The organism is Pseudoalteromonas sp. GutCa3, from assembly GCF_002836155.1.
In the GTDB taxonomy this organism is placed as follows: domain Bacteria; phylum Pseudomonadota; class Gammaproteobacteria; order Enterobacterales; family Alteromonadaceae; genus Pseudoalteromonas; species Pseudoalteromonas arctica.
Genome location: NZ_PJBK01000101.1, coordinates 1 through 12423 on the forward strand (window position 1 = coordinate 1; position 12423 = coordinate 12423).

8 protein-coding genes and 1 rRNA gene are annotated in these 12423 nt (G+C 40.2%); 6 read left to right on the forward strand and 3 right to left on the reverse strand.

The window, feature by feature from the left end; translation table 11 throughout:
- The first annotated feature begins 90 nt into the window (after positions 1-90).
- A 5S ribosomal RNA gene (gene rrf, locus CXF64_RS18005) occupies positions 91-205 on the forward strand.
- Between the two features lie 537 nt (positions 206-742).
- A complete protein-coding gene (glsB, locus tag CXF64_RS18010; RefSeq protein WP_007584683.1) occupies positions 743-1666 on the forward strand; it encodes a glutaminase B in 924 nt (307 codons plus the stop codon).
- Between the two features lie 37 nt (positions 1667-1703).
- Here the strand turns inward: glsB and CXF64_RS18015 are convergent, their stop codons facing one another.
- Positions 1704-3008, reverse strand: coding sequence for an inosine/guanosine kinase (locus CXF64_RS18015; protein ID WP_010554383.1), 1305 nt, complete (start codon positions 3006-3008; stop codon positions 1704-1706).
- Between the two features lie 178 nt (positions 3009-3186).
- Between CXF64_RS18015 and tadA the strand changes: the two genes are divergently transcribed.
- Positions 3187-3702, forward strand: a complete 516-nt coding sequence (gene tadA / locus CXF64_RS18020; RefSeq protein ID WP_033026952.1) for a tRNA adenosine(34) deaminase TadA — start codon at positions 3187-3189, stop codon at positions 3700-3702.
- Positions 3703-3704: 2 nt separating this feature from the next.
- Here tadA and CXF64_RS20865 read toward each other — a convergent pair whose 3' ends face one another.
- Both CXF64_RS20865 and mltF read right to left on the reverse strand, forming a co-directional pair.
- Positions 3705-3872 carry a hypothetical protein gene (locus tag CXF64_RS20865; RefSeq protein ID WP_007584688.1) on the reverse strand — a complete coding sequence of 56 codons (168 nt, stop codon included), beginning with the start codon at positions 3870-3872 and terminating at the stop codon, positions 3705-3707.
- A 163-nt stretch (positions 3873-4035) separates the two neighbouring features.
- Positions 4036-5544: a membrane-bound lytic murein transglycosylase MltF gene (mltF, locus tag CXF64_RS18025; RefSeq protein ID WP_101217691.1), complete on the reverse strand. Its 1509-nt coding sequence runs from the start codon at positions 5542-5544 to the stop codon at positions 4036-4038.
- A gap of 211 nt (positions 5545-5755) precedes the next feature.
- On the opposite strand from mltF, the gene purL reads away from it, so the two are divergent.
- From purL to CXF64_RS18040, 3 genes are all read left to right on the forward strand, one after another.
- On the forward strand, positions 5756-9646 hold the full coding sequence (gene purL, locus CXF64_RS18030) for a phosphoribosylformylglycinamidine synthase (RefSeq protein WP_101217806.1): 3891 nt from the start codon (positions 5756-5758) through the stop codon (positions 9644-9646).
- Positions 9647-9767: 121 nt separating this feature from the next.
- Positions 9768-12218 carry a YdbH domain-containing protein gene (locus tag CXF64_RS18035; RefSeq protein WP_101217692.1) on the forward strand — a complete coding sequence of 817 codons (2451 nt, stop codon included), beginning with the start codon at positions 9768-9770 and terminating at the stop codon, positions 12216-12218.
- Positions 12219-12220: 2 nt separating this feature from the next.
- Positions 12221-12418, forward strand: a complete 198-nt coding sequence (locus tag CXF64_RS18040) for a YnbE family lipoprotein (RefSeq protein WP_007584699.1) — start codon at positions 12221-12223, stop codon at positions 12416-12418.
- The last annotated feature ends 5 nt before the right edge of the window (positions 12419-12423 follow it).

The window sequence follows — 12423 nt, forward strand, 5'->3', positions numbered from 1 at the left end:
CTATGTGAAAGTAGGACATTACCAGGCTTCAAATTCAGTCGAAGGACTTTAATCTTAATAATTAAAAATAAGAAAATTGAAAAGAATTTTCTTGGTGACAATAGCGTTTTGGACCCACCTGAATCCATGCCGAACTCAGTAGTGAAACGAAACAGCGCCGATGATAGTGTAGCATTTGCTATGTGAAAGTAGGACATTACCAGGATTTAATTAAGAGAAACCCGTTACAGCAATGTAACGGGTTTTTTGCTTTTTGAAATTAGTAAAACTCAGCATACTAAGAGATGATACGATTAATAATAGTGTAGTATTTCACTGTGACTCTCTACCGCTGTGGGCACTACGACATCCTACTGCGTAGCGCACCGACTTCACATTGTAGAGCGCTCGAATTTAAGATTCGGGCTTCTTTATGTCTGCAGAAAAGTGAAGTACGCGCAATTAACACACACTCACATCAACACCTATCACGTAGGTCGGGCGAGCGTAGCGACTCCCGACGCTAAAATCATAAAAATCTCCGCTCGACAATGAGTTCGTAGCATTTGCACTGTGACTCTCCACCGCAGTGGGCATCATGACATTACCAGGATTTAATTAAGAGAAACCAAATACAGTAATGTGACGTTTTTTCTATTTAAATTTAGTAAAATCTCACCGTTAAATTCGACAACAAAACTAGGTGCACTTAATCGCGCGTGTTAAAATCCAATTTTTATGAATGACGATATAGAGGTCTAGATTGCCTACAGCTGATTACCAAAAGGTGCTTGATGAAATAGCACATGAAGTACGTCCTTTATTATCACAAGGGAAAGTAGCTGATTATATACCGGCGCTTGCCGAGGTTGATCCGGAACAATTTTCTATCGCTATTTATACAACTGATGGTGAAACTGTATGTGCGGGGGATTGTTCTCAACGCTTCACTATTCAATCAGTTTCTAAAGTTATGACACTTACTATGGCACTACAGCGTTATGGTGATGAACTTTGGCACAGAGTCGGAAAGGAACCCTCAGGTACAGCCTTTAACTCGCTTACACAGCTTGAGTTTGAAAAGGGGATTCCTCGTAACCCATTCATCAATGCAGGCGCAATTGTAACGTGTGATGCGTTATATAGCCGCTTATCTGCGCCAATGCATTCTATGCTCGAAACTTTCAGGTTATTAGCTGGTAATAGAGGCATAGTAATTGATAAAAAAGTCGCTAATTCAGAGTATGAGTTCAGGCACCGAAATGCTGCTATGGCACATTTAATGAAGTCGTTTGGTAATTTTGAAAACGAAGTTGATGATGTTTTGTGGGCTTACTTTAACTTTTGTTCTATTGAGCTCAACTGTATTGAATTAGCAAAAGCTTATAATTTTTTAGCTAATAAAGGTGTTGATAATCGATCGGGCAATCGTGTTTTAAGTAGTCGTCAGAATAAACAGCTTAATTCGCTTTTATTCACGAGTGGTTTATATGATGCTGCGGGTGATTTTGGTTACAGAGTGGGCATGCCAGGTAAGTCGGGAGTGTCAGGAACTATTTTAGCTGTGTTACCAAATAAGTTTACTGTAGCTGTTTATTCTCCGGGGCTTAATTCGTTTGGTAATTCGGTTGCAGGAATTGCAGCGCTGGAACTGCTATCTAAAAAGCTCGATATTTCTATTTTTTAGGAAATCGATAGGGAGCAATAATTGCTCCCACCGTTATTTATTGTTCCCAATAAACTTGTTCTAAACAATCTTCACGTTCAGGTAAACCACGAGATAAACGCGGAGAGTGCTGAACTAATACTTCATAGCTCGCTCGGTTAGCATATTTACTAATTTGCGATAGTGACGAGTAAGTAATAGCTTGTTGCTGATGTTTAGCTGAGTTTGCCACATTAAGCTTATGGTAAACATTCGCTGACAAATCATGAAGCACAGCCGCAAGTGCGCAATCACCTGCACCATTGGTGTTTTTGATTGAATCAGGTCCACCCATAAATGGGGCCGTATGACTATATGCTCTGATAGGTTCATCACACTCATCTTTACGCATAGCTCGTGAGAATTCGTAACGGTTAAAATCAGGTATGGCGCCTGGTAGTAACGGGTATTCGGTTTCACGCTTTAAGCTTTCGTCTACGTAGCCGGCCATAAATAAGCCTTTTTCGCCAGCGGTACAAATAACTAAGTCTACCCAATCAAGTGCTTTATCAGCAGCTAGAAGAGGATCTTCAAAACCTGTAATAGCTAAACCTTCTTCTTCGTTCATAGCAAGAATATCAACATGCTTTTCAACAAAGTTTGCCCACCAAGTAGGGTCTTGTTCAATTAAGAACTTAGTACCGAGTGTAAGCACAACTGGCACACCTGCGTCATTAGCGTATTTTACCGCTTGCATAGTGGCTTCAGTCATTGTTTCGCTACCTTGAGTACGCATAAGATAGGCACTAATCACTAACGCTGATGAATTCTCAATAAGGTCTTTATCGATAGATTCAGGACGTAAGTGATTCATTAGGCCTGCACTTATTGCAAAAGTACGCTCACCGGTTTCATCAATTAATGTAAAACAACGGCCTACAGGCCCATCAACTGGTTGAAGGTAGTTTAAGTCTACACGGCTTGAGGTATTACATAAAAAACGGTAAGCGTAGCTACCTATTTTTATATTTTCGCTCATTACGCCTAATAAAACTGAGCGATCATCTGCAAGTACAGAGTAGTTGTGCATAGTGTTACCAATGGTTCCACCGGCAAACTCAAAATCAACCATATTGTTTAATTTTAAACGATCGTATAAGGCGTTTGTTGTATCGCTATCAATAACTTGCGACATCCCCCTACGTAGTTGAAATTCGTCAAGGAAAGCTTGATCAACTTTTGCCTCTATATCAACAACGATCTGATCGATACCCGTAATATAACTACGTTGTAATCGCTCTGTTGCGTTAAGTTGATTGGTAAGTGGATCTTTGGCTTCCACTGGAAAATAATGTTTATGCCTGCGGCGTCCAGGAAATTTCATTTGCTACCCGTGTTGTGAGCTAAATAAAAAAAGCGTGAGATTATAGCGTAAATCAGCACGAGTGAGCCATTACAAACGGGTAAATATTGTTTTATTTTTGGAATAAAGTAATGAATGGCGCACTTTAGAGTGCTAACTAGGTATAATTACAGCATAAAAGGCTATTTAAGTAGAAATAATGAACGAACCATTTGATGATTCCTACTGGATGGAACAAGCGCTTTTGTATGCAAAGCAAGCAGAGCTGCTTGATGAAATTCCGGTTGGAGCAATTGTAGTCAAAGATAACCAGCTAGTTTCAGTCGGGTATAACCGCTCAATAACGGATAATGACCCATCTGCCCATGCCGAAATGATTGCAGTGCGAGAAGCTGGAAAAGTCCTTAACAATTACCGCTTAATTGATTGCACCCTATACGTAACGTTAGAGCCTTGTTCTATGTGTGCGGGATTGTTAGTGCATAGCAGAATAAAGCGTTTAGTATTTGGAGCAGTCGATGCTAAAACAGGGTCTGCGGGTTCAATTATGAATTTATTACAAGAGCCTAAGTTAAATCATCAAGTTGAGGTGTGTGGTGGTGTTTTGGCACAGCAGTGCGGTGATACTATTTCGAATTTTTTTAAACGTAGAAGAGCGCAAATTAAAGCAGCTAAGAAAGCTGCTCGTGATGAACAAATAAATAAGCCTAACTAAAGCTAACTAGCGATTGGCTCTATTTCTGATTCAGCCATTTGCTGCATAGCAAACATTCGGCGACGCCAGATGATTTTTTTGTGTAGTTTTCGCAACATAACACGACGACGTGTGGCCGTTGAATAAATGACATTGCGTTTTAATCTTTGTGTGCGTCTACGTTTTAGCATGTTTTCTCCTAATGCAAGAGTGAGAAAGGCACGGGTATATCTTATAAAATAATGATATACAATTAACACACATTAGTGATCATTTGGTGACAAGTAAACAGATATTTAATTTACTTAAATTTTGCTTACTGACATACTCAATAAACGGGTACTTATATTAATCTTAGCCATTGTTTTCACTCGACTGTTCGGGTTCGATTATAGGTTGTTGTTTTTCTGTTTGAGCTTCATCTGCCTTACTTTTTACTTCACTTTTTTCGTTTAGTTTTAGCTCAGTATCAGTGCTCAACTCTGTAATTGGTTCTGGCTCAGGCTCTGCAGCAATAGCATCATTTTCATCTAGCCAAACAAGTGCATCGTAATAGCGACGAATATTATCGACATATTTAACAGCTACATCGCCTCGGGCATAACCGTAGCGAGTTTTACGGTAATAGCGCTTTTTAATTAATAGCGGTAGGCGTTTTTTTACATCAGCCCATTTGTCAGGACTTGCGCCTTGCTGTTCGGTAATTATACGTGCGTCGTTAACGTGCCCCCAACCTACATTGTATCCGGCCAAAGCAAGCCATGTGCGGTCGGGTTGCGGGATACGGTCAGGAATACGTTTAATAAGCTTGCTTAAGTATTTAGCGCCACCACGAATGTTTTGCTCTGGTTCTAACCGGTTAGTAACACCTACTTGTTTGGCTGTACTGCGAGTTAGCATCATGATGCCGCGCACACCTGTTGGTGATTTAGCGCGAGGATTCCACATAGATTCTTGATAGCTTAGTGCCGCTAATAACCGCCAGTCAAGGCTACCTGCATATTGTTCAAACCATGGCTGGTATGTTGGTAAGGTTTCTTTAATTGCTTCGATATAAGCAAGGGTATTTACATAGTTAAATTGGCGTACGTGACCAAAGTATTTTTCTTCAAGTACATAGAGCTGGTTACTTTGCTTAACGTCACCAAAAAATGGCACCAACAACGCATATAAAGAGTCGTCTTTAGATTTATTAAGTATCCATGCAATCGGGTCGTTATGGCTAACTGAAAAACCAATGCTTAAATTTGGGTGATAACGGCGAAACAGCGATAGCGTATGCGTATCAGCGAGTGTGTAATCTATCTCGCCATCAATAACTGCTTGAAGTAGTTCTTCTTCATCAAACTCTTCGCTTTCTATCCAAGTGAGATCTGGATTGTTCTTCTTCATTTTTTGTAGAGTAAGCGAGTGGCTACTTTTAGCTATAACCGTAAAGTTGCCATCTAAATCGTCAAACTCTCGAGGACGAACGCGCCCTTGTTTATAAACTAACTTTTGGCTGATTGTTCTGTAAGTTGGTCCGTAACGGTATTGCTCTGCACGGGTTTTATTATAGGTAAGTCCTGACGCTATTAAGTCTAAATCACCGCTTTCAAGGCGTTCAAACATGTCAGATAAGTTAAAGAAAGGGACTATTTCAAGCTCTACACCTAAATATTCAGCGAAGGCTTGAGATAACTCATATTCAAAGCCTTGCTCACCTTGAACGGCTTGATAATAATTACTAGCACTGGCAAGGGTACCCACACGTATTTTATTGTGTTCTTTTATTTGGGCGAGTTGAGTTGGCTGCTCTTGCATATCGCATGCACATAACAGCATAACTAAAGTAATGATTATTATTAGTTTTTCTTTCAACATTGAGTGCCCCTTAAGCTCGCCAGCCACTGTTATAGCAAAACTAAGCTATCGCGTCACTTTACGTTTTATTTTATTAACCAAAAGAGGCTATAAATAAAGCTAAAAAGTTAATTTTATGAAAAGCGTAATTTTGAGTTAAATCTGAATGCTAATTGGACTATAATGCGTGCCTAAAATATCGTTCAATCCCTAACCCCGGATGAAATTACCTATGTTGATCCTACGTGGTGCACCAGCACTGTCAGAGTTCAGAGTTAATAAAATTTTAGCGCGTTGCCAACAATCGCAACTTCCAGTCACTAACGTATACGCCGAGTATGCTCACTTTGCCGATTTAACATCGCCGTTGAGTAGCTCCGAGCAAACCAAGCTTGAAAAACTATTAACTTACGGTCCAACTATTGCTGAGCATACCCCAGCTGGCAAACTTGTACTTGTTACACCTCGCCCAGGTACCATTTCACCTTGGGCATCTAAAGCAACCGATATTGCCCATAACTGTGGTTTAAAACAGGTTCACCGTGTTGAACGCGGTATTGCTTATTATGTTGAAGGTGACTTAAACGCAGAACAACTTGCACAAGTAATTGCGTTATTGCACGACCGTATGACCGAAGCCACGCATAGTGAGCTTGAAGATGCTGCACAACTGTTTCGCAGTGATGCACCGCGCCAAATGTCGTCTGTTGATATTTTAGGCGGCGGACGCGAAGCATTAGCAATAGCTAATGTTGAGCAAGGTTTTGCCCTTGCTGATGACGAAATAGATTACTTGGTAGAAAACTTTATAAAGTTAGGACGTAACCCTAACGACATCGAATTGTTTATGTTTGCACAAGCAAACTCAGAGCATTGTCGCCATAAAATATTTAATGCTGACTGGACAATTGATGGAAAAGAGCAGCCAAAATCGCTGTTTAAAATGATTAAAAATACGTTTGAGTTAAATCCTGAAAATGTATTGTCGGCGTATAAAGATAACGCGGCAGTAATGAAAGGCTCAAAAGCGGGTCGCTTCTTCCCAAATGCGCAAGGTGAATATGCGTATCATCAAGAAGACATTGAAATACTAATGAAAGTTGAAACTCATAACCACCCAACAGCTATTGCGCCATTCTCTGGTGCGGCTACAGGTTCTGGTGGTGAGATTCGCGATGAAGGCGCAACTGGTCGTGGCTCTAAGCCAAAAGCAGGTTTAGTTGGCTTTACTGTATCAAACTTACGTATTCCAGGTTACGAGCAACCATGGGAAAGCGATTTTGGTAAGCCGAGTCGTATTGTTAACGCGCTTGATATAATGACAGAGGGTCCACTAGGTGGCGCTGCATTTAATAATGAGTTTGGTCGTCCTAACTTATTAGGCTACTTCCGTACTTACGAAGAAAAAGTAACAAGCCATAATGGCGAAGAAGTACGTGGTTACCATAAACCAATTATGCTTGCCGGTGGTTTAGGTAATATTCGCTCTGATCATGTTCAAAAGGGCGATATTCCTGTTGGCGCTAAATTAATTGCGTTAGGTGGACCTGCAATGAACATTGGTTTAGGCGGTGGTGCTGCATCAAGCATGGCTTCAGGTCAATCAAACGAAGATTTAGATTTTGCTTCAGTACAACGCGAAAACCCAGAAATGGAACGTCGTTGCCAAGAAGTTATCGATAAATGTTGGCAGCTAGGTGATGAAAACCCAATTGCATTCATCCACGATGTAGGTGCTGGCGGTTTATCAAATGCGTTTCCTGAGCTTGTTAATGATGGCGGACGTGGTGGTAAGTTCCAATTACGTAGCATTCCTAACGATGAGCCAGGCATGGCACCACACGAAATTTGGTGTAATGAATCACAAGAACGTTATGTACTCGCTGTTGGCGTAGAGGACTTTGATCGCTTTGAAGCAATTTGTAAGCGTGAACGTGCCCAGTACGCTGTTATTGGTGAAGCAACAGCTGAACCTCACTTAACAGTGTCAGACAGCCATTTTGAAAATAACCCTGTTGATTTACCGCTGGACGTATTATTAGGTAAAGCACCTAAAATGCACCGCGATGTAACGTCAAAGCAAGTTGTTGGTAAAGCGCTTGATACTACATTAATAAATGCAGCAGATGCAGCGCAGCGCTTAATGCGTTTACCAGCCATTGCAGAAAAAACATTCCTAATAACAATCGGCGATCGCTCAGTTACGGGTTTAGTAGCGCGCGATCAAATGGTCGGTCCTTGGCAAGTACCTGTTGCTAACTGTGCAGTAACTGCGGCAACGTATGATACTTACCACGGTGAAGCTATGTCACTTGGTGAGCGTACTCCTGCAGCATTACTTAATTACGGTGCATCTGCTCGTTTAGCGGTAGCTGAGTCGTTAACTAATATTGCCTGTGCAAACATCGGTAGCCTTGAAAACATTAAGTTATCGGCAAACTGGATGGCAGCAGCGGGTCACCCAGGTGAAGATGCTGGTTTATACGAAGCGGTTAAAGCTGTAGGGGAAGAGCTTTGTCCTGCGCTTGGTTTAACGATTCCAGTGGGGAAAGATTCTATGTCAATGAAAACGACATGGAAAGATGAAGGTGACTCACAAGAGAAGTCAGTAACATCGCCGCTTTCACTGGTTATAACTGCGTTTGGTCGTGTTGACGACGTACGTAAAACAGTAACGCCACAACTGCGCACAGATAAAGGCGACACATCGCTTATATTAGTTGATTTAGGTGCGGGTAAAAACCGCATGGGCGCATCAAGCCTTGCGCAAGTTTATAAGCAATTGGGTGATGTAACACCTGATGTTGATAGCCCAGAGTTATTAAAAGGCTTTTATAACGCAATGCAAGCGCTTGTGGCTGATAGTAAGTTACTTGCTTATCATGACCGCTCAGACGGTGGTTTATTTACCACAGTTGCTGAAATGGCGTTTACGGGTCATACCGGTGTAACGATTGATTTAGCTGGTTTAACAGGCTCTGACATTGAAGCGCTTTATAACGAAGAGCTAGGTGCCGTAATCCAAGTAGCAAATGCTGATTTAGATGCAGTAAATGCGGTGTTTGAACAACATGGTATAGCAGCAATTAGCCACAACATTGGCACGCTTAACAGTGATGATACGATTATATTTAACCGTGGCGAAAATACGGTACTTAATCATACGCGTACTGATCTTCGTACTATTTGGGCTGAAACAACGTATCAAATGCAAGCACGCCGTGATAACCCTGAATGTGCTAAGCAAGAGTTTGATGCAAAATTTGATGCAAAAGATCCAGGCTTAAACGTAAAACTTAACTTTGATTTAAACGAAGATATAGCTGCACCATACATTGCAACCGGTGCTAAACCGCAAATGGCTATTTTACGTGAGCAGGGTGTTAACTCTCATTTAGAAATGGCGGCAGCGTTTAATCGCGCAGGTTTTGCAGCCGTTGATGTACACATGAGCGACATTTTAGAAGGTCGTTTAACACTAGAACAATTTAAAGGTTTAGTGGCCTGTGGTGGTTTCTCATACGGTGACGTACTTGGTGCGGGTGAAGGTTGGGCTAAGTCTATTTTGTTTAACGACATGGCACGCGATCAGTTCCAGAACTTCTTCCACCGTGAAGATACCTTTAGTTTAGGTGTATGTAACGGTTGCCAAATGTTATCAACGTTAAAAGAGTTGATCCCTGGCACAGAACATTGGCCGCGCTTTGTAACTAATAAATCAGAGCGTTTTGAAGCACGCTTTAGTTTAGTAGAAATACAAGAAAATCCATCAGTGTTCTTTAACGGAATGGCTGGCTCGCGTATGCCTATAGCGGTTTCTCATGGTGAAGGTCATGCTGAGTTTGCAAACGATGCAGCCACTAAAGCGGCGCTTAATAGCGGCACTGTAGCGGTTAAGTTTGTAGATAACTACGGTAACCCTACAACGCAGTACCCAGCTAACCCTAATGGATCTCCAGAAGGTATTACAGGTATTACGTCAACTGATGGTCGCGCCACTGTAATGATGCCGCATCCAGAACGTGTATTCAGAAGCGTTGCCAACTCTTGGCATCCTGATGAGTGGGTCGAGGATAGCCCGTGGATGCGTATGTTCCGTAACGCACGTAAAAACGTAGGTTAATTACATTTGCGTTTATACAAGTTAGATTCATAATCTTACTGTAAAATAAAAAAGGCTGCATTGTGCAGCCTTTTTTGATTAGTATAGTTTTAGCTAAAAGCACAAAGCATTTAAGGATAGTATGTTTAAGCGAATTGGTTTAATTGTTGGAGCTGTATTACTAAGTACCTTGCTGCTTGGTTATGTATTTCGTTTACCTTTATTACAGTGGGTTATAGCGCCTGAGCTTAAAAAAGCAGGCATTACGTTAAGTTGCCTTGATTTTTCAATCACGTCTAGCTTAAATATTCATGCTGATAGAGTGTGTTTAAATTATCAAAATCAACAATTACAACTCACTGGTATTACTGCAAATACAAAGCGTGTAGATATTAAAAATGCAGTGCTAACGGTTAATTCACTCCCTAAAAGTGATAATGCTAATCAAGGTGCTAAAAATCTCAATTTAGCACTTCCCTTAAATCGCCCATTAATCAATATTAAACAGCTTGTAGTAAAAAGTAATGAGCTCAATAAGCCACTTAAAATAAGCATATTAGAACCCGAACTAAATAAATTTAATGTCTCAGGTGATATAAACGCAAGTGCAATTTTGACTGCTAATAAAGTAAGAGGTCAGTTTGAAATTAATGACACTTTTTTAAAGCACGTTATAAACACTAAAAATACATTAATAGCAGATTTTAACTTTAATACTCAGCAAGCATTTAGCTTTGATGGTCTAGAACTTGAGTTAAATGGCGATATTAGCTCCCAGTTTGCTCACACGTATGAGCAGTGCAAAGTTAACGTATTAACCACTGGTAAATTGGCGACGCGTTTTAATTTAAATAGCCAAGCGTTAATGTTTAATACCGATTTGCTTAATAACAAAATTAATTTAACACCAAGCTGTACTGAGTTAATACCACCGAGTGAATATGCAGGCTTTATTAGCAAACAAGTTCCTTTAAATTGGCAACTTAAACTCCCTCAATCAATTCGCTTAGAGAGTAGTGAGTTGAGGGTACCTGTAATTAATTTGGTAAGCGTGGGCGATAAGCAATTTGATATTTTAATAACAGATACAACACTAAATATTAAATCTCCACTTGAAGACTTACAGACAACTTTGTCAGCTCAAATAAATACACCTGATATAAATAATATTAGCGTTAATGCTCAGTTGGCTGGCACTGTGATTAAAGGCGATTACGTCGTTATGCTTGATGGCTTGCCTGAGTTTGCACCTGCAACAGCGAATGGGCTTAGCCTTAGTGGTCACTTTAATATAAGTGAGTTTATAGACTCAAAACCAATTGGGCTTATAAATGCTAAATTAACGCTTAATAGTGTAGATGCGTTTGATATAAGTGCAGTGCAATACCAAGGTGGTTTAACAGCAAAAATGGATAAACAGTTAAACGCAGAGGTAGCGTTAACTCAGCAATTAAAAAGCGCAGAATATAAAGAATTTAAAGTCACAGATATAAGTAACACATTAACAGCAAATGCTAATTTAGGCGTAGGTGAGTTATTTGCTGATCTAACAGCAAAAACGAATATAAAGGCTGTTAATAGCCCCGACATAAAACTTAATAATATAAAAGTAGAGTCTACGGGGCTACAAAGCCGTGCACTAAAAGCCACGCATCACGCATTTATAAACGATGTTGAGTTAGTTGTAAATCATCATATGTCGTCGCAAGCTCATCCGTTTGAAGTCATTATTCCTGAACAAAGTGCGCTGCCGTTAAATGCGTTTATTAGTCAATTTGAGCCACTTGCACAACTAACAGAGGGTGAATTTAATGGCTATATTAGTGGCGATATAAACTTACAAAATGCACTGTTCAATATAGGGATTAGTCATGCAAGTGCACTGTATAACGATTACCTTGCGAGTGATTTAAGCAGTACATTTAGCGGGGAATATAATTCAGGTAAGCTTAATGTAAAACCAACTACCTTTAATTTAAATGAGTTTAGGGCGGGTGCCGTAGTTAAAGCGATTGAAGGGCAGTGGCAAGTTAATAACAATACCGCGCTTATAAATGATGTAAAAGGAAGTGTGTTTGGTGGTGAGTTTTCGTTAGATACCTACACAATAGGGAAGCCAAACCAAGTTGCCAATGTTAAGTTTGAAAACATTGATGCAAGTAAACTCGTTACACTCGACGATAAGTCGGGCATTGTATTAACGGGACGCTTGGCGGGGTCTTTACCGGTTCACTTTGATAGTGGAAAAATTGAAATAATTGACGGTAGCTTATTTAGCCAAGGAACAGGTAATTTAAAAATTACCAATAATGCCGCTTTTGATTCAGTAATGCAGCAACAGCAAGAGTTACAACCTGTGTTAGGGCTATTAACTAATTTAGATATTCAAAAACTTAATAGCAGTGTGGCACTAAAAAATGATGGTTGGTTAAAACTAGGGGTTAATTTGCAAGGCTATAATAAAGCAGAGCAGCAGCAGGTTAACTTTAATTATAACCACGAAGAAAACGTATTTACACTTTTGCGTGCACTGCGTTTGAGTGACGAAATTACACAAAAAGTTGAGCAACAATACTCACAAAAAGGAAACTAATAATGAGACAGTCGTTATTGATAAAAGTACTGCTCGCGCTGGGTGCTATTAGTGCATTAAGTGCCTGTACGCACCGTGTTGAGGTGTCTGCTAAAGAGCCCATTACTATTAATTTAAATGTGAAGGTTGATCACGAAATTCGCGTAAAAGTAGATAAAGAACTCGACAGTTTGTTTAGTGACGACAGTGAGTTATTTTAAGGAGT